At 58.9% G+C, this 19962-nt stretch carries 10 protein-coding genes; 5 read left to right on the forward strand and 5 right to left on the reverse strand.

The features are described from left to right. Position 1: 1 nt before the first annotated feature. The 3 genes from CEY09_RS01990 to CEY09_RS02000 are packed head-to-tail and all read left to right on the forward strand — an operon-like array spanning position 2 to position 3518. Positions 2–1045, forward strand: coding sequence for a CgeB family protein (locus tag CEY09_RS01990; protein WP_143219539.1), 1044 nt, complete (start codon positions 2–4; stop codon positions 1043–1045). Continuing rightward, complete coding sequence (locus tag CEY09_RS01995) at positions 1042–1425, forward strand: hypothetical protein (RefSeq protein ID WP_088587333.1); 384 nt, start codon at positions 1042–1044, stop codon at positions 1423–1425. Before CEY09_RS01990 ends, CEY09_RS01995 begins: the two co-directional genes overlap by 4 nt. Positions 1426–1433: 8 nt before the next feature. Next, positions 1434–3518, forward strand: coding sequence for a glycosyltransferase (locus CEY09_RS02000; protein WP_088587334.1), 2085 nt, complete (start codon positions 1434–1436; stop codon positions 3516–3518). Here CEY09_RS02000 and CEY09_RS02005 read toward each other — a convergent pair. Next, complete coding sequence (locus CEY09_RS02005; protein ID WP_088587335.1) at positions 3509–4546, reverse strand: CgeB family protein; 1038 nt, start codon at positions 4544–4546, stop codon at positions 3509–3511. The two genes, CEY09_RS02000 and CEY09_RS02005, sit on opposite strands and share 10 nt — an antisense overlap. Positions 4547–4587: 41 nt before the next feature. On the opposite strand from CEY09_RS02005, the gene CEY09_RS02010 reads away from it, so the two are divergent. Together CEY09_RS02010 and wecB are read left to right on the forward strand one after the other, a co-directional pair. Continuing rightward, complete coding sequence (locus CEY09_RS02010) at positions 4588–5814, forward strand: nucleotide sugar dehydrogenase (protein WP_088587336.1); 1227 nt, start codon at positions 4588–4590, stop codon at positions 5812–5814. 32 nt (positions 5815–5846) lie between these two features. Beyond that, a complete protein-coding gene (gene wecB / locus CEY09_RS02015) occupies positions 5847–6974 on the forward strand; it encodes a non-hydrolyzing UDP-N-acetylglucosamine 2-epimerase (RefSeq protein ID WP_088587337.1) in 1128 nt (375 codons plus the stop codon). A 63-nt stretch (positions 6975–7037) separates the two neighbouring features. On the opposite strand, the gene CEY09_RS02020 is transcribed toward wecB, so the two are convergent. From CEY09_RS02020 to CEY09_RS02035, 4 genes are all read right to left on the reverse strand, one after another. Beyond that, the gene (locus CEY09_RS02020) at positions 7038–8240 is read right to left on the reverse strand and encodes a capsule biosynthesis protein (RefSeq protein ID WP_088587338.1); all 1203 of its coding nucleotides are present in this window, start codon (positions 8238–8240) and stop codon (positions 7038–7040) included. 89 nt (positions 8241–8329) lie between these two features. Beyond that, a complete protein-coding gene (locus CEY09_RS02025) occupies positions 8330–10408 on the reverse strand; it encodes a capsular polysaccharide biosynthesis protein (RefSeq protein WP_088587339.1) in 2079 nt (692 codons plus the stop codon). A gap of 67 nt (positions 10409–10475) precedes the next feature. Continuing rightward, positions 10476–11822, reverse strand: coding sequence for an aminotransferase class I/II-fold pyridoxal phosphate-dependent enzyme (locus tag CEY09_RS02030; RefSeq protein WP_088587340.1), 1347 nt, complete (start codon positions 11820–11822; stop codon positions 10476–10478). 20 nt (positions 11823–11842) lie between these two features. After that, the gene (locus tag CEY09_RS02035; RefSeq protein ID WP_088587341.1) at positions 11843–19462 is read right to left on the reverse strand and encodes a type I polyketide synthase; all 7620 of its coding nucleotides are present in this window, start codon (positions 19460–19462) and stop codon (positions 11843–11845) included. Positions 19463–19962: the final 500 nt, after the last annotated feature.

Below are 19962 nucleotides of genomic sequence, written 5' to 3' on the forward strand. Positions count from 1 at the left end.
AATGCACATCGCCATCTTTGACTCGTTGCTCGAAGAGCACTTGGCACGAAGTCTTGCCGACGCCTTGCGCCATCAAGGGCACGAGATTATCTCGACGGGCTTGCTGGGCAAGACGGTTTTGCCGCTGCAGTCGTGGCAATCGCGAGTGAAGATTGAGCAAAAATTCGAAGCAATTATTGCGGCGAAACCAGATGTGCTCGTGAATTTCAGGCCCGGGTCGCTATCGCCAGCGATGCTGATTCGGCTGAGACAGGTTGGAATTCGTTCGGTTGTGTGGCTGGCGGATGATCCCGTGCTTTACACGTCGCTTTATCGGCACGTGGTCGATTTTTATGATCTCGTGTTGCATGCGGGGGGAGCCGATATCCTGGAATTCTATAAAAAAATGGGCCATAGGCCCGGCGTGAATTTCCCGTTTTGGTGCGAAACTGGCAATGAGAGCGTTTATGACGTCGGACGAGCGTCGTCCGATTTCGTTTTTCTCGGAAATGCGGTAGGGCCCGTGAAAACAAAGCGCAACGACATCCTTGCGCGCTTCGGGACAAGGATTTCCTGTTACGGGAAGACTGATAGGCCTGAACTCGGGATCTTTAAGGGCTATTTGAGTGATTCGCGATCGATTACTAAGGCGCTGCTCTCTGGGCGCTTGGCTGTAAATATCCCACAGTATTTTGGCGACTACGTGGGATCTGAGAACTACTTCCACGGGATGGAACAATTTGGCAGTTTCTATCTACCCAGCAGAGTAGTTCAATATGCCGCACTTGGGGTGCCTCACGTATCCCTTGGAGTTAGGGAGGTAAACAAACATCTACCAGAATTTAGAATTATCGATACGTCAGACTTGGAAGATATTGAAGCCAAGTTGGGTGTGATAGACCCAACTCAGCTTCAGGACTTCTCTGCAAAGCTTCTGGCTTGCCATAGGGCGCATTTCTCGCCAAACGCTCGCGCCGATTTTCTAACTTATCTACTCACTACAGCAAACGTGACTGCAAGCTCGGATTTGAAGCAATCTGAGTTTTTATACAGGAATTACAAATGACGACTGATACTACTCAAGCGCCTACCATTTTGGAACTTGAAGAGCGCATCAAGCTCTTGGAACAACGGGTCAAACGCATTGCTAATGAACGAAATGAAGCCCGCGCGAAGCTGGCAAGAGTGTGCCGCGTCGCTGAGCCCTTCGCTGACCACACCGCGACCAGTCTGAAGGCGCTCGCCGAAACCGAGTCTGCACAGGCCATTCGCGCATGGTCCAAAGCCTTGGCCGTTGCGATCGAGGATCAGGATGCACACAAGGTCGTTTATCGCGCCCTGCGCGCTGCTGAGGCGCTGGCCACCAACATCCTGGAAGAGAATCCGCGTGACATCCGTGCGAATCGCGTGAGCAAGATCCTTGATGAAGTGTTCGTGTTGGACTAAGTACTGAAATGACGCAGCAGCTTATGGCGACTGACGGCATTGCTGGGTTGAAGACGCACAATACGTCCACCGGCTTGCCATCCGACTTGATGCCTTCCTTTGAACGGGCAACTCCCGCACAGTCTTGCGATGGGGGGGAGCAGCCTCCGTTGCCGATCTCTGGACAAGCGATTCAGGATCGGCGGGCGTCTGAAGATGATGCTTCCTATCGTCGTAAGCTGGCTGCGCTTTCCGAACGCATCTATGAGCTGGAATCCGCGTTGGTCCGCAAAGAAGGGACAATTTCGTTCCAGCTTGGCAAGACACTGCTGGACGGACTGCGAAACTTGAATTCAGCGGTAAGGCTGCCGCTGGCGTTGTGGCGCATTCACAAGTATGCCGAAGAGCGGAAGAGACTCTCCAAACAGTCAAAAGGTTTGTTAGGACCGGAAAAGCAGTTCGAACTGGCAGTGCAGTTCGTCGTAATCAACGAAGAGCCACACCAGCTACGTTCGCTAGGCCTAGAAGGTCTGTCACCCGAGGTGGTCGTTGAGATCTGCTTTCGCGTCGCCCGATGCTATTTCGCGGGTTTTCCCGAAGCCGCGACAGCATTGATTGATTTTGCAATGGGTGTTGGTAAGCCAGACGTAAACTCTGGATTCTGGACGGCTTCGACCCTGGATGCTGCCGGCAATGTAAAGACGGCTTGCCGGATTATTAATGCTATTGGCGCCGACCTCCATCAATTGAACGACGTGCAACGCTTGCGTGCGCGCAGAATCTTGGCGTTGGAGCACACGCAGCAACTGATTGCCTCGTTGCCGCCGCCGACGTACGACGTTCTGCAGAATGTGCCGCTCGGCGAGCGGCGATGGAGGGTCGGCTACTTTCTGCATTGCTCTTATCCTTTCCACGTGAACGGCTACAGCCGCCGGTCAGAGGCGGTATGCCGCTCCTTGATCGCGCGGGGGGCGGAAGTGCTTTGCTACACGAGGCTGGGATATCCGGAAGATCGCGATGATGCCATCAAAGACGGCACCCCCCCAATGCCGCATGAGTTCAGCGCTTATCGGCGTCTGCCATTGCGGGACGGCCGCAATTTGAGTGCGGCGGATTACATCCTTCGCTCGCGCGACGAAATTCTCAGGACCATTAGGCAAGAAAATCTGAACCTGGTCCAGGCTCCTTCGAACTACGTCAATGCCTTACCAGCGCTACTAGCGGCGAGATCCGCCCAGGTTCCCTTTGTATACGAGGTTCGAGGCCTATGGGAGTTGACGGCTGTTTCGCGCATTCCGAACTTCGAGAATACGGAGAAGTTCGAGTGCATGAAGGGCTTGGAGTTGTCCATTGCGCAATCCGCGGACTTGGTATTAGCAATCTCAGCCACGTTACGGGACGAATTGGTTTCCCGAGGTTGTGACAGTGCAAAGATTCGAGTCGTGGAAAATGGCGTATTTCTTCAAGATTTTCCTGCTCGGAACCCGGAACCCATTGACCGCGAGAAGCTTGGCATATCCGCTGACACATTCGTGGTCGGGTTTCTTGGTTCGGTCGTAGGCTATGAGGGCTTGAGCCTTCTAGTCGGAGCAATACAGAAGCTATTGAGCCGCGGCCAGAATGTAGCTCTGATCGTCGTTGGCGACGGCAATGCGCGTGCCGCGGTACAAGAAGCTATCGCTCAGTTTCCACCAGACGTTGCAAGCGCCTTCAAATTGGTGGGTCGGGTGTCACCGGATGAAGTGCATAGATATTATTCGCTGTTTGATCTGGCGGCGTATCCTCGCTTGCCGGAGATGGTGTGCCGCATCGTGCCAGCGCTAAAGCCATTGGAGGCCATGAGCATGGGGATTCCCGTGTTGATCTCTGATGTGCCCGCGTTGAAAGAGCTGTGCGGCGACAGCGTCTATTCGTTCATTGCGGGGGACCTCGAAGATTTAGCGAACACAATAGACGAGGTGTCGAAAAACAAGGAAAAAGCCGAGCAACGTGCGCGGGAGGGCCGCGATTTTGTGGCGTTGAAGCGTGATTGGCCTGTCATTGCTGGGCAGATGATGGAAGCTTGGGGCACATTGCAAGAGCGGCGCGCCCCGGGTTCCGGCGTCTATCGGTGAATGGTCTCGGATATTTGAGCTAGTCGGTGGGCCCAAGTGTGATTTTTGGCGACATATTCTGCGCCAGACATCGCTCGGTCTATATCCAACTTTGAGGGACCATCAAGCTGAAGCCGGGAAAACAATTCCCTGGCTTGGTCCAGGTTGCTGATGATGTGGCAATAGTCTTTGAATAGCGTGAGCACGGAAGCTGCGGGATTGCTTACCGCAATTCCGCCGCAGGCGAGGATCTCGACTAATCGACGCGAAAACATAGTTTTCGAGTCAGTTACTGTGTTGACGTTCAAGGAAATCGCATTGCGTCGATATAGGTTTGCCGTTTCACTGTAGGAAACGCGTGGCGAGACAGTGACGTTCGTAAAGCCCGGATATCGATAGGTATCATTTTTTCTGTGAGAATTTCTATCTACGATAAGGACCGGGTATTTTTCGTCGGAAGCGGCTTGAAAGATCATGTCCTGCCACGCGCGTCGCGCATCGTGAACATGCTTGCCGTAGCTTCCAATGAAAGTGGCGCGATTTTCCGGGCGAATTGAGGGATCCGGGTGATGAATTGACGGCTGAACGGCAAACATCAACGTATCTACAGTTGTGGCGGCAGGCACTATTCGACGGTAATCACCGATGCAATTTTCGTCAACCGTGAATATGTGATCGAAGAGCTTGGCGCTATCGATGAACCGGTGGAAGTGGGCGCTGTCCTCCTTGTTCCAGAATACCGTGGATATTCCACAGTTTTTCGCAAAATCCACCAACCGCCTGAGGCTTTTATTGGTTCTTTTCGGATGTTCGGGGTAGTTGGCAATCCTGTACTTCCACTTATTGTTTTGACCCTGCCAAGCTGACTCAACCAGCAGGTAGTCGGCACGTTGAAAATACGTCCTTAGTCGATAGTTGAGTGGTGATAAGTGTATTAAGTCGATTTCATCTTTCAGCGCATCCGCTGTGAGGTCGTCGCTGACAAGATAGACTCGGGCGGTAGCAAGAGGCCTGTGTGCCTCGGGTTGCGATTGCGCTGGGTATTCCATTGAATAAGTTTTCTAATAATTTAAATTAAGCGGATTATAGAATGCAAGTGGCCGTATACGGTTTAGGATATATTGGGTTGCCGACTGCTGCAGTTTTTGCGGCTGAGGGAAATCGTGTGCACGGTGTCGATATTAATCGGGATCTTGTTGATGCCATCAATTCGGCTACTCTCTCGCATCCAGAACCCGGGCTCGACGTACTAGTCAACACCAGCGTGAAGTCAGAAAAGCTACTTGCCAGCGTAACGCCGGTTGCGGCGGATGTACATCTTGTGTCCGTGCCCACGCCTCTAGATGGGGAGTATAGGACTGACCTGTCTTTTGTGTTCGCTGCGATCGACAGCATTTGCTCAGTGCTGGAGGCCGGAAATATTATCATTCTCGAGTCAACGTGCCCGGTGGGAACGACAGAACGTGTATTACAGTATATCCTCGACGCCAGACCTGACCTATGCTCGGTGGACGGCGAGGCAGCAATTTCGATCGCGTATTGCCCAGAGCGAGTCATCCCCGGAAATATTTTGTCGGAATTGACGCAAAACGTGAGAATCGTCGGCGGCGTCGATGAAGGTTCCGGGCAGAAGGCCGCAGCGGTGCTACGTAAGGCTTTGGGCGTCGACGTGGTTATTACCAGCAGCCGCGTGGCAGAATTGGCGAAAGTCACTGAAAATACGTATCGCGATGTCAATATCGCATTTGCCAATGAGTTGGCGATGGTTTGCGATGACGTCGGTGTAAATGCAAACGAATTGATTTCGGTTGCCAATCTACATCCGCGAGTGAACATCCTGAAGCCCAGTTGTGGCGTCGGGGGCCATTGCATACCGGTTTCACCCTGGATCCTGATGGGTTCCACAAATCATAATACGCAATTGATCCGCGCCGCTCGGGCTGTCGATACCGATCGGCGCAACTTCGTGGCAACTAAGGTGCTGAACCTGGTGAATCAGTTGCTGGAGCAAGACACTCAGGCTCGGGTGGCCGTACTGGGCGTTACCTACAAGGCGGACAGCAGCGATTGCAGGAATAGCGCGGCAATGGCACTCGCAAGTTCAATTGTCCATCGCTGGAACGGTCGTGTAGACATTTACGATCATTTTGCTTCGGCAGATGCCCTGGCGCCGAAAATACTGAGGGAAGTGCCGACCGTCGGTACGCTCTTGAAGCGAAACACCAAGCTTGTTGTCATGCTTGTTCCTCATCATGATTACCGGGAGCTGGTTCAGGAGGCAGGTAAATCCGGCGTGTCGTGCGTTGATTTTTCCTGAGCCTGGGCTTTAACTTAATTATGGGTATCTGAATGAAAGTCTTAAGTGTATTTGGTACGCGTCCTGAGGCCATTAAGATGGCTCCGCTGGTCAGGGCTTTGCAAGTCGCGGATGGCATCGACGCACGAGTTTGCGTGACTGCTCAGCATCGAGAGATGCTCGATGTTGTTCTCGATTTGTTTGAAATCAAACCGGATTTTGATTTGAACATCATGAAACCCGGTCAGGATTTGACGGATATTACTTGCGGTATCCTCGCTGGGCTCAGATCCGTGCTCAAAGAATTTCGGCCAGATTATGTTCTCGTTCATGGTGATACCGCAACCACATTCGCTGCCAGTTTGGCCGCATACTACGAGGGCATTGCTGTCGGACACGTTGAAGCAGGGTTGCGTACGGGGAATATCTATTCGCCATGGCCGGAAGAGGGCAATCGGAAATTGACGGGGGTGCTTGCGTCGGTGCATTTTGCGCCGACGGCTTCGTCGCGAGACAATTTGCGCCGGGAAGGGGTGAGCGAGGAAACAATTCTCGTCACGGGAAATACCGTCATTGATGCGCTACAGTGGGTCAGCAAGAAAGTCGAGACTGATGTTCAACTGTCCGAGGCGATGGGCTGCCAGTTTGATTTTTTGTCGGCAGACCGGCGTCTGGTACTCATTACCGGCCATCGGCGCGAGAGCTTTGGCTCGGGATTTGAAAGAATATGCGAAGCAATCGCGGCTTCAGCCGACCAGTATCCTGACGTGGATTTCGTCTATCCCGTGCACCTGAACCCAAATGTGCGAGCACCTGTCAACCGGCTGCTACAAGGGCGCAACAATGTGCACCTCATCGAACCACAGGACTATTTGCCGTTCGTTTATTTGATGTCCCGTTCGTACCTGATCCTGACTGATTCGGGGGGCATCCAGGAGGAGGCCCCATCCTTGGGAAAACCGGTCCTGGTGATGCGAGACACGACGGAACGTCCCGAGGCAGTCGAGGCGGGCACGGTGCGCCTGGTCGGTACGGATGTGGCTCGGATCCGCGAACAGCTGTCGCTACTGCTTGACGATTCCGAGGAATACCGCAGGATGAGTTTCGCCCACAATCCCTATGGCGATGGCACCGCGAGCCAACAGATCATTGCAGGGCTGCGTCAGGCCAAGAAAGCATAGTTTTTTAGTTTGGGGTACCGGCGCGTTATGCGCCGGCGCCTGCATATCTGCTGTGCCAAGCTACTACGCCTGTAGACGCGGAAGGGCGGCGTCAATGGCCAGATCGATGCCACGGGCGCAATAGAAGCCACCATTCAATTGGCAGGTGTTGATGACGACATTGCGAAACGCCTTGAACAGTTTCAAGTCCGGGCGTTCATCGGCGGCCCAAAAATTGTCAAGTTGCCCTTGATAGGTTAGGCCCGCCATGTCGTAAATTGCGTTGCCGAGCGTAATGGTGCGTTTTCCATGAAGAATAGCTGATGCGCCCACAGTACTGTTGACAGTAATGACGCCCGCCGTGTGGGTCAATAGCGGCGGGAGATTGCCCGATTCCAGGAAAAACACTCGATCTTGTATCCGCAGTTGCCGGGCCCATACTTGTGCCAGCCTCCGATAGTCGACCAAGCCTGGATCCAGAGGATGGATCTTAATGGCCAGCCGAGTGTTATCGGCGGCATTGGCTGCAAACGACTGCATGACATGGTGTGTCGCCTGTGCCATGCTGGAAAACTGCGAGTGATGCACGATTTGCGCATCGGTGGCCAATTGCAGCGGTAGGAGGAAGAACGGCTTCGAATCTTTCGAGGCCAGTAATTCCTTCTCTTTATTTTTGGCATCCTTTGCATAGTATTTAAGGCGGATCCCGCGACGGATATAACCAAAATACTCAGTCAAAGGACTATATGGGACGTGGCTGCGAACTCCGCGATGCAGCACTGGATTTAACCCTGCCCAGAAGTTATATCCGACATCGTACGCCGCACGTTTCCAGAATGCTGTGTTAAACGGCTGGCCATTATCATAATGGGGAACGTGATTTTCTCGGTCTCGATACCAGGCTGGGTCGCGGGGCAAGGTCGAATTGCCGTTGACGCCGTCACGTTCAAGCGTTATCCAGTGCGGCCGGAAATAGCCTTCTTCGAAAACGTGAATACGAATGCCGGCGGAGCGCGCGAGCGCAATAGCGGGCTGATGTACTGGTCTGCAATCGCCAAACAGGACAATGTCGCTGATGCTGCGGCTTGCATAAATCGTCTGATAGAAATCCGGCAGACCCACCATCGGGCCGCGATAATTCAGATGCTGGCCCTGACGCCAGTAAACGCGGTCCCCAACTGTGAAATTCGCTTTGGTGACGGCATGGCCTTGATGGCGAAGCGCGGTTGCAAGCCTTGGGAAGAATGGTGAGCATACCCCTTGCAGGAATAGAAAGTGCTGATTCATGCGTTATGAGTTCGCCGCTGATCGCTGATTTGCGCGATCATGGAGCGGTTAGGCTGTAAGTCCATGGAATGTGCACGTCTTGTTAGTTTTCAACGTTTGAGTACAAAGCCCGCCCGGGCCCAGAGCTTCACCTTGTGCCATTGCCGCGCGCCGTATCCAAGGCCAGTTGATAGCTGTCCTCGGGTTCTCATGATGTGATCCCGGCGGTTGATCAACTGGGTGATGACGGCTTCGCACTGTGTATATCCTCGCAAGGTCCAGTCCCAGTAGACGGGATAGTGCAGCAATGCGCCAGCCACAAGTTCGTCTAGGGTCAGACGACGATCGCGCCTGGGGACAGTAAGCAAATCTTGCGTCAGCCCCCAACCTGCGTAGAAAGGGCGTCCATATACTGTGACTTTCTTTCCGCGCAGCAACGCATCAAATCCGGTCAACGATGTCATGGTGTGCACTTCGTCACAGGATTCCAGGCAACTGACGACCGAGACCTCTTTTTCAACAACATCTGCATATTGCAGTGCCAAGCCTTGTACAACATCTCCATTGCGGTTTCGAGCCAAGACATCGGGATGCGGTTTGTACACAATGAACGAATCCGGCTTCGCGGCTCTGACGGAACGCAACAGGTCAAGGTTGGTTTTGACGTCGTCACAACCCAGGCGGATGGAGGCGTCGTCCTCCACTTGGCCAGGCACTAATACGACGTGGAGGTCTTTAGAAGCCCACGTGGGCTTGCGTTGCGGCTCAACGTTGTATTTGGTCAATCCATGTTGGAGTATCTGCGCCCGGACGTGTTGCGCGCGCTGTCGGTCTTGATTTGAAAATTCCTGTTGATTAAGAAGATTCTCAAGATCGCTAGGGCGGGACGGGTCGAAGTAGATGCCACCTGAATCCATGACCAAAGACGAAGGTGGAACAAAGTCCGACCCTAGGCCTACAGACCGCAGGAAACCGTCTTCCATGCGTAGCAGCGAGGCCCCGGTACGAGTTGCCAGTTGCACGGTTTCGTTAGCTGATATGCCGCCCCAGACAATGATGCGGTCCTGTGTCGTCGGCTGCATGCGTGCGGCGTCAGTCGCCGAGGGTACGAAGTGCACGTGCTTGGAGTCAAAGTGCAGGAAGGGGAGGACGTTCGTCGCTTTCCATCGCTTAAAACCGACGACAATACTTCTGCCTGTGTATCGTATCGCGCTCTGGCGTTGAGTTTGGAGCCAATCAATAGCGTCGAAGATTGTGCCGCGTTGGTGTGTGAGTGGATTCAGATAACGCGTGTAGTGGAGGTATGCCGCTGAGAAAAGCTCGATCGGACTGCGTATACGTTGGCGCCGGGCGCAACGTTGACGGTCATCCGTTGCGCCCCAACCGGCGTACCAGGGCATGCCGAAGCAAGTGACAGGCTTACCCGCCATAAGTGCTTCAAAACCCAGTTGTGATGTAACGACATAGATGCGATCCATGTGGGAGACCAAGCTGAGTGGATTCACTGACTCTCGAATCAGGATGGTACGGGCATCTTCCCGGACGTCGGTCAAGTATCCGCGCTTTGTACCCTTATTCACTTCAGGATGGGTCTTTATGTAGATCGTCGCGCCGGGATTCTCTAGGCGCGCTGCTTCGAGCATATGCCTAAAGCTGTCGGGCGTGGCCAAGCCGTGAAAAATGGATGCATCGCCTTGTGTTTGGTCCACAATCAATACTGATTTCGTGCTGCGCTTTCTCTGGTCAGGCTGAAAGTCCTGCGCGAAGTTGTACTTGCTCAAGCGAAGGCGCAGAATGGTCTCCAATGCGGCTTGAGCGATAGCGCCTTCACCGATGAGCAGGTCGGCGTCGGATGCGAGCAGGGCTTCGAGCCGAGAAGGACGGGTGGCGCAGTAATAAATGCCAAGGTCGTCGACAACTAGCGACACCGAAGGATTTTCCCTTCCCGTACCAAACGAACGCAGGAATCCATCTTCCAGTGCAATGAATGGCAGCTCTCGTGCAACGGCCCACTTTCGGGCACGAGCTGTCGTCGGACGCAATCCCCAGCCCAAAACGGCCGCCAGCCTGCTAGGCGACGTTTGGCGCGGCCACTTGATTTGCCGGACCTGCGCGCCCAACAATGCTTCTATCCCAGGAAGTTCTGCGATCTCGCGATAGAAGGTGCCAAACAGGGGGGAGTCTTGCATTGAGAATCTGGAGTTTTGGATTGCAGTTTGTAATTGGCGGGGGCAGGCTGTTCGTCCTAGGCTGGAGTCAAGCCTTGTCGCGCTGTGCTGCCCTGATAATCTCTTGAATCGTCATGCGGATCTGCTCTTCTGTATGCATGCAAGAAATAAAGAACCGCAACCTGGCCGACTTCTCCGGCACTGCCGGATAAAGAATCGGCTGCACGTTGATCCCTTGTTTGAACAACGCTGCTGACAGGCGCGTCGCCTTCAACGAACTTCCGGTAATTGCCGGCACGACTGCAAATCCAGTGCTCGTCCCGGTATCAATCCCCGCTGCCTTCGCCTGCTCCAGGAAGTATTTCCCGCGCGCCTGCAAGGTCGCCACGCGATCCGGCAGTTCTTTCATTCGTCGCAGGGCCGCCAGCGACGCGGCAGCGACACTCGGCGGCATGCCGACGCTGTAAAGAAACCCCGGCGCCAGGAACTTCAAATGTTCCACTAGCGCCGTCTCTCCCGCGATATACCCCCCGCAGCCCGCAAGCGTCTTGCTCAGCGTTCCCATCCAGATGTCGACGTCTTTGCCAGCCACGCCAAAGTGTTCGCGGATGCCATACCCGCGCGCGCCCATGACGCCGAGGGAATGCGCTTCGTCGACCATCAGAAACGCGCGATGGCGTTGCTTGATTTCAATGAAGCGGGGCAGGTCGGGATAGTCTCCGTCCATGCTGTAGATGCCTTCCAGCACGATCAGCACGCGTTCGAACTGGTGGCGTTGTTCGTTCAGGATGGTGTCTAGTGCTTCCCAGTCATTGTGGGGGAAGGGCAGGCGGCGGGCGCCTGACAATTGGATGCCTTGCAGGACGCTGTTGTGGATCAGTTCGTCATGCAGGACCAGGTCGCGTGGGCCGAAGAGATAGCCGATGGTCGATACATTGGTGGCATGGCCGCTGACGAACGTAATGGCGTCATCCACGCCGTACAGCGCGGCGATTTCATCTTCCAGTTCGCGGTGCACGGGACGTTCGCCCGAGACCAGACGGCTGGCGGAGACCGACGTGCCGTAGCGGTCGATAGCCGCCTTGGCCGCCGCGGTGACCGCCGGGTCGGCCGACATGTTCAGGTAGTTGTAGCTGGCGTAGTTGATGAATTCGCGGCCGCCAATCTGCGTGTCCGCGCCGGCGGTACCTTCGTGCAGCTTGAAGAAGGGGTTTTTGACACCCAGGCGCTTTGCGCCATCGTTGATGATGCGCAGTTGCTGATAGCCGGGATGCAGATGGAACCGGTAGTGTTCCTCGGGGATCTCGGCTTTTTTCTCCGCGGGGCGCGCAGGTGCCTGGCCGCCGGGCGCGGCGGCTTGGCGCAGTTTGCGCTCCAGGGCTTGCTGGATCAGCTTGTCTTTGATGCCGGCCGCAAGGCCCGGCAACTTCTTCATGGTGCTCAATTAATTCCGACCTACTGGATCATGCGTTGCATGGGAAGGCTGCCGTTCATCTTGATTTCGTCGACGAAATCGGACACGGAGTTGGAGCCGACTTCCGCCGCGTGGCTGGCGACCACCTGTTGAACGCTGGCGGTCACGGCATCGGTCTGCTCGTCGTGTTCGTCGCGCAGCAGCAGCACGAGCCTTTCGGCCAGCTTGGCAGGGGTGGGGCTTTCGTTGAGCGCCATCACCGGGAGGCGGATGCCGAAGCGGTTCTCCAGCGCCACGACCAGTTCCACCCCCATCAACGAGTCCAGGCCCATGTCGTAGACCGAGCGGGTCGCTTCAATCTTGTCGGGAGACACGCGCAGGATTTCGCCGATCTCGGCCTTGAGCATCTCGGTGAAGCGTTCGTGCAGGGCGGCATCGTCCAGCGTGGCGATCAGGTGCGCGATGTCGTTGGCGCCGCTGTCGTCGTCGCCGGTGTCACCGGCCTGGCGGGCGATCTCCGAGAACTTGGGCAGATTCGCGGACGGCAGGAAGCGGCTGAGCGCGCGCCAATCCAGTTCCAGGACACCCAGTCCTGAAACGTCGGCAACCAGCATGTCTTCCAGGGCGTCCAGGGCGACTTGCGAAGCCAGCGCGCCGCCGCCCATGCGGCCTTGCAGCGCGTCCTTGATTTTCTGGTTGCGGGCCAGGAAACCGACGTCGTCGATGGCACCCCAGCGCACGCACGTGGCGGGCAGGCCTTCCGCGCGGCGCTGCGCGGCCAGGCGCTCCAGCCAGGCATTGGCGGCCACGTAGTTGCTTTGGCCGGGGTTGCCGAACAAGGTCGTAGCCGACGAATAGAAGATGAAGAGGTCCAGCGGCAGCGCGCGCGTCAGTTCGTGCAGGTGCTGGGCGCCCAGCACCTTGGCCGCGAGCGTCCGTTCAATCTGCACTGGGGTGGCGCTGCGCGCAAGGCCGTCGTCAATGACGACAGCCGCATGGACGACGCCCTTGAGGGGCGGCATGGTGCCCGCGGTTTCGTCCAGCAGGCGGGCCAACGCCGCGCGGTCCGTGACGTCGCAGGCAGCCGCGTGGACGCGTACGCCTTGCGCGTCGAATGCTGAGAGTGCTGCTTGCGCGGCTTCGCTTACAGGGCCGCTTCGGCTGATCAGGATCAGGTTGCGGGCACCCTTGTCAGCCAGCCACTGGGCAGTGCGCAGACCGAATCCGCCCAATCCGCCGGTGACCAGATAGGTCGCGTCGGCGGACAACGTCAGGCCGGGTGCCGTATGGGCAGCCGGCGTATGCACGCCGCTGATGCCGTTGCGGTACGTGACGACGATCTTGCCGATCTGGCGGGCCTGCTGCATGTAGCGGAAGGCGTCGACGATGTCGTTCGCGTCGAAGACGGAATAGGGCAGCGGATGAAGCGCGCCTTGGCGGAATAGCGCCATCATCTGGCCGAACAGCCGTTGGGTCAGGTCCGGGCGCTCGTTCATCAGCTGATCGGCGTCGATGCCGAAGTAGCTGATGTTGTTGCGGAACGGGCGCAGGCCGATGCGGGTGTTTTCGTAGAAGTCGCGCTTGCCCAGTTCCAGGAAGCGGCCGAACGGTTTCAACACGCGCAGGTTGCGGTTGATCGCTTCGCCGGCCAGCGAGTTCAGTACGACGTCGACACCCCGGCCGCCTGTGTCTGCCAGGATTTCGTCGGCGTATGACAGCGAGCGCGAATCATAGATATGGCGCACGCCCAGCAGGCGCAGCAGGTCGCGCTTTTCGTCGGAACCGGCGGTCGCGTAGATTTCAGCGCCCAGCCATTGTGCAAACTGGATGGCGGCGATGCCGACGCCGCCGGCCGCGCCGTGGATCAGGATCTTCTCGCCTTCTTCCAGGCGCGCCAGGTGGTGCAGCGCGTAGTAGACCGTGAAGAACGTGCTGGGAATGGTTGCGGCGGCTTCGAACGAGAAGCCTTCGGGGATGTGCGAGATGGCGCTGGGCTTGGTCAGCACGCGGTCGCCAAAGCTGGCGGGTCCAAAACCCACGACGGCATCGCCTACGGCGTAGCCGTCGACGTCCGACCCGACCCTGGCCACCGTGCCCGAAAACTCCAGGCCGAGTGTCGGGCCGGCAAAGCCGTTTTCGATGGCCTCGTCGGACAGCAGGCCCAATGCGTACATGACGTCGCGGAAGTTCAGGCCGGTGGCCTCGATGCGGACTTCCAGTTCGTCGTCGGCCGGTGTCGGCGCCGGGCACGACTCCCAACGCAGGTTGCGCAGCTGGCCGGGGAACTCAAAGCCCAGGCGCACGGCTTGCGACGTGTTGGCGTCAGCGGCAGTCGGCGCAGGGCGCGGAGCGTGGCGCAGGCGCGGCGCATAGCGTGCGCCGCTTTCGTCGAGAATGATTTCGTCTTCGTTGTCCGCGCAGCTCAATTCGCGGATCAGCGCGTCGGCCAGATTGCTGGCGTGAGCCAGCGGCAGGTCGACCATGCGGATGCGGAAATTGGACGCTTCGTTGGCCAGCGTACGACCGTAGCCCCACAGCGCAGCGTCGTTCAACGCGTGCATGGCGGCGGGGGCTTGGGGCCCTTGGCGCAGATACTGTACGGCGTCGGCGGTGACCAGCCAGACGGTGGCGCCAGTCTGCGTGCGTTCGCAAGCCTGGATGACTGCAGCGGCGGTGGCGCAGCGGCGGGTCTGCAGGGCGAGCAGTTCTTCAGGCGTCTGGTGCGCATCGGCCCACGCCAGGCCGTCCAGATGGATGACGTGGTTGACCGGGCCGGTGGCGCCATTGCGCAGCAAGCCGTCCAGCGCTTCCGGATCCGCCTGGACCGCCAGGCGGACGTGATGGCCGGCGGCTTTCAGCTTGGCTTCCAGCGATTGCGCCAATCCCGCGCCGTGCTCGGAGTTGCGATCGGCCAGAATCAGCCAGTTCGTGGGTGCATTCGAGGCATCCGCGCCGGGCAGGGCATCCAAGGCTTGCACGCCGTCCAGCCGCGCGGTCAGCAGATAGGCGCCGCTGGCGAACGATCCAGAAAATTCTAGCGGACTGTCGCACAGGAATCCAAGCGATTGGAGCTCATCCTGCCAGAAGCCGATGGGTTGCTGCGTGGACAGTTGTTCTCCGCCCTCGCTGGTTTGCCACCAGTTCTGACGGCCTCCAAAGACGAAGTCGCCCCAGGCGGCAGGGTGCGCGCCGCAGACCAGCAACACGCCGTCCGCCCTCAGGCTGGCGCGCGCATGGCGCAAGGCCGCGCGTGCGGCTTCCAGGGTGTCGAACTCGCAGTGGAAGATTGCCAGGTCGCACAGGGCGGTAGGCGCGATACCCCCTTCGCCGATGAGCTCGGTGCGGGCGTTCGGGTAACGTTCGGCCTGTTGATGAATGACGTGATCCAGCACATCCGGGTCGTTCGACGCGTAGCAGTAGTCGGCCACGTTGAAGTCCAACGCGTCGCAGCAGCTGAATGCGAACAGCGGCGCGGCTTGGCCGACTTCGATGATCGCCAGGCGTTGGCCGGGAAGGCGATTGGCTTGTGCTTGCGCCAGTACCGCCCGCAAGGCGGTGCCCAGGCGCTGGCCGCTGGCGGCGCCCAGGGCGCTGCGGCCGATCGAGGCGGGTGTGCTGGCACGCGGGCAAACCGCGTCCAGCGTGGCTTCGCCGCGCAGCAAAGCGGGCAGGTGCAGGCCGACGCGGCCCACCGCATGGACGATCTGGGCGTAGTCCGGATACTCGCGCAGCAGCGTGTTCCAGATGTCTGTCGTGCCGTTTTCGTTGCCGTCCGGGGCGGGTAAATGGACGCCTGCGGCGCCGGTTTCAACGAAACCGGCCGCCGTCAGGCGCGAGATGGTGTGTTGAAGCAGCAACGCGGATTCCGGTGCGTAGCGGCAGAGTTCGGTCACCAGCGCCTGCGGTACCAGTTGTCCGTCGGGTGCGATCTGGCGCAGTGCGTCCAGCGAAAAACCGTCGCACAGGCTTTCCAGCAGCGGGTCGACCTCTTCTGCATAGCGCGCGTGTGCGCCATCTTCGATGCATTCCGCGATGGCTTCAGCCAGGGCGGCACGCAACGTGGCGAGGTCCAGGGGGGAGGGGCCAAACGGCGCGTGCGGACGCGGCGTTGCGGCGACATCCAGGAAGCTGAGATGGTCGGCGGCCGGTTTGCGCAGCCGGATACTGCGGAACCGCGCCTGTTCGACGGCGGCGATCTGCTCGCCGGCGGCGTTATAGAGTTCGAAACTGGCGGTCAGCGAATGCGGGGCGCGGCGTTCCAGGCGCACACGCGCGGCGGCGGGCTGGCCCGCATGGGCCCGCAGGCTCAAGCGCCCGATCTTGGCAGGCACGAAAGCGATACCCTGGCCCATGGCCGGGTCATTGCGCAGCAGTTGGATGATCAGCTGGAAGGCGCAATCCAGCAGGGCGGGATGCAGGTGAGTGGCGCCAAGTTCGCTTTCAATGACGGGGTCGGCTTGCAGGACGGCAAGGACGCTAGTGTCCGATTCCATCCAGCCGTGCGACACAGCGCGGAAGGCGGTGCCGTAATCCAGGCCGACGGCGCGCGTCAGGGCCTCATGGGTGTCGCCGGTAAAGTCGGCCGCGCGGGTCGGCAGGAGCAGCTTGGCCTGCGTGAGGCGGGCCGAGCTGGCTTCGCGCAGCAGGCGGCCGCTGGCGTGCTTGACCCACGGTTCCGTACTGTTGCTGTCCTTGGCGTTGATGCGGAACCGGCCGTCGGCGTCGTCCAGCAGTAGGCGCGTCAGCTTGCTGGGCGCGGCGTTCAGTAGCAACGGGGCGTGGATTTCCAGTTCTTCCAGCTCGGCATAGTCGCCATCCTGCCATTGCAACGCGGCCGCCAGGGCGATTTCGGCGAAGCCGGTGCCGGGGAAGACCACCGCGTCACCGACGACGTGGTCTGCCAGCGTCGGATGGGACTGGGTGTCCAGCTGGTTCTGCCAGGTGTTCTCATGCTGCTGCAAAGCATAGCCCAGCAACGGATGCACGTGGCGGCGCGACAGCATGCCTAGCGATTCCGGCGTGGTGGGATGCCAATGGCGCTCGCGTTGCCACGGATAGGTCGGCAGGTCGACCGCCGTTCCTTCCCACGGGAAGAGCGATTGCAGATCGATTTGGCCGCCGCTGGCAATGACCTGTCCGGCCGCGGTCCAGATCTTTTCGGGATCATCGCCGCCGCGCGTCGCGGTACTGAGCACGCGGCCGTGCATGTCGGCGGTCTTGAGCGTGTCGTTCAAGTACGAGCGCAGCAACGGGTGCGGGCCCACTTCGACAAAAATATTGTTGCCTTCGGCCGTCAATCGGTTGGCGGCTTGCTCGAAGCGCACCGGTTCGCGTACGTTGTGCCACCAGTAGTCGGCGGTCAGGGCGGTGCCGTCCAGCGGAGTACCGGTGACGGTGGAGTAGAAAGGGACGTCGGTCGCGCGTGGCTGAATGTCGGCAAGCGCTTCACGGATACCTGCTTCGATGGAATCCATCGCAGGGCTGTGGAAGGCGTAGTCCAGGTCCAGGCGCCGGAAGAACAGCGCTTGCTCGGCCAGTGCCGCCTCCAGCACGCTCAAGGCGTCCGGTGAGCCGGCCACGGTGGCGCCGCGGCTGCTGTTGAAGCCGGCTACGCAAACCCGGTCGCCCAGATTGTGTTGGGCGATCAGCGCCAGCGCTTCTTCGCCGTTGATGCCGACGGCCGTCATGCGCCCCTGGCCCTTGGTTTCACCTTGCAGTCGGCTGCGCTGGAAGATGACGCAGACGGCGTCTGGCAGGCTCAACGCGCCGCAGGCCCAGGCGGCCGCCACTTCACCGACGCTGTGTCCAATAACCGCCGACGGCACGACGCCACGTTGCGCCAGCATGCGGGTGATGCCGACTTGCAGCGCGAATAGCGCGGGCTGCCCGACTTCGGTGCGTTCGTAGCGGTCGTCGCCGTTTTCACCGGCCAATTCCTTGTGCAGCGAGAAATCGGCGTACTGCGAAAACAGGGCGTCGACTTCGTCGATGGCGGTAGCGAAAACAGGGTCTGCCAACAGGCGGCGGCCCATATTGGCCCATTGCGAGCCATTGCCCGAATAGACCATGACGGGGCCGCGCGCGTGCTTCAGCGCCGTGCCGGCTGTCACCTCTGGTTTGGGTTCGGTGTCGTCGGCGAACTGCTGGAGCAGGTCGGCGATCGTATTGCAATGGGTGCCGAAGACCACAGCCCGTTCCGTGTGCCAGTCGCGGCGCATCGCGGCGTGATAGGCCGCGTTGTACAGGAATTTGGCGGGCTGATCGCGCAGGACCGCCGCCATCTGGCGTGCTGCGGTTTTCAGGGCTTGGGGCGTTTTGCCCGACACCACAACCGGAATCGGTGCGGTCTTGGCCATTTTGCCTTCAGCGGCCGGGCTGCGCGGCGGGGCGCTTTCCAGGATCACGTGGGCATTGGCGCCGCCGAATCCGAACGAGTTCACGCCGACGACGAGCCTGCCCGTCGGGCGCAGCTTGCGGTTCTGGGTGACGACATCCAGGTTCCAGTTCTGGAATTCGATCTTGGGATTAAGCGTCTTGATGCCGATGGTGGCGGGCACCACGCGATGGCGCAGCACGTACATCGCCTTGACCAGGCCGGCAACGCCGGACGCGGCTTCCAGGTGGCCCAGGTTGCTTTTGACCGATCCGATCGGCAGCGGCGCGTCCTTGCTGCGTTGCTGTGCGAGGGCGGCGCCGATGGCGCGCGTCTCGATGGGGTCGCCGACCGCGGTGCCGGTGCCGTGCGCTTCCAGGTAATCGATGTCGGCGGGCGAAATGCCTGCCTGTTCATAGGCCTGGCGCATCAGCGTGGCCTGCGCATCGGCGCTTGGCACCGTCAGCCCCGATTTGCGGCCATCGGTATTGACGGCCGACCCGGCTACGACGGCCAGGATGTTGTCGCCGTCGGCAACGGCCTGATCATAGTCCTTCAGCAGGAAGATCCCGCCGCCTTCCGAGCGGACGTAGCCGTCGCCCGCTGCGTCAAAGACATTGCAGCGGCCGCGGGGCGACAGCATCGATGCCTTGGAAAATGTAATGAAACCGTAAGGGTGCAGGTGCAGACTCACGCCTCCTGCGAGGGCCTGGCTGCACTCGCCGGAGATGATGCTGCGGCAAGCCTGGTGGAAGGCGACCAGCGATGACGAGCACGCGGTATCCATGGCGATGCTCGGTCCGCGCAGGTCGAAGAAGTACGACAAGCGGTTCGCGGCAATGCTGGCGGTATTGCCCGTCGCCATCGATGCATCGACGGCGTTCAGGTCTTCGGCCAGGCGGTAGGCGTAGTCGGAGCTGGCGATACCTATATAGACGCCGCAATTGGTGCCGCGCAGGGTAGAGGGGCGCACGCCCGCTTGCTCCATGGCTTCCCAGCTCATTTCCAGCAGTAGGCGTTGCTGCGGGTCCATGAGGGCGGCTTCGCGCGGGGAAATGCCGAAGAAGCCCGCGTCGAAACCGGCAATATCGCCGATAGAGCCAGCGGAGAAGGTATAGGCGGTGCCGGGGTGGTCCTTGGCCGGATGCAGGTACGTATCGGCGGACCAGCGGTCTTCGGCGACGCGGGAGACAAGATCGCGGCCTTCCAGCAGCGCTGGCCAGTAGCTGTCTACAGTGGTGCTGGGGAATCGGAACGATAGTCCGATGACGGCAACGCGCTTAGCCATGCAGTGTCCTTCTAGCCCCGTCGAGTCGCGACGCGGTATATGAGAATGCGGTCAAACCGCAGGGGGAATGTGGCCTGTAACGGCCTTGTGCCGGTGAATCCGGACGCCTAGAGACCCGAGCAGGGCGAACTGCGCCTGAGGATCAAGTGCGGCCGATACGGCCGGATGTGGCGGTTCTCCCTATTGCTGCCATCGCTGGGATGGCCCCCTTGACCTGTACTCTGCATTGGCGCTGCTGCCGGCGCGCCGTGTAAATAATTGTTATGCCCATTACTTGATTGTTCTGTTCTCTGTTGCTCCGACGCGTTCTCGGCTTCATTCGTGGATGAAGGGGCGTCTTTGGGTGCGTTTGCAGAAACAAATTGATTTAAAACTTGCCGATTTTACCGTAACCGTACTGTCAGCCAGATTGACCCCAAAAGCACACACCCCGCGAAACACCGGAAGCCATGCTTTCAAAATGCTGTCTTAAGCGTCTCGGGCCGTAGGATATCAACCAT

Origin of the sequence: Achromobacter marplatensis (assembly GCF_002209535.1) — a bacterium.
Lineage (GTDB): Bacteria > Pseudomonadota > Gammaproteobacteria > Burkholderiales > Burkholderiaceae_B > Achromobacter > Achromobacter marplatensis.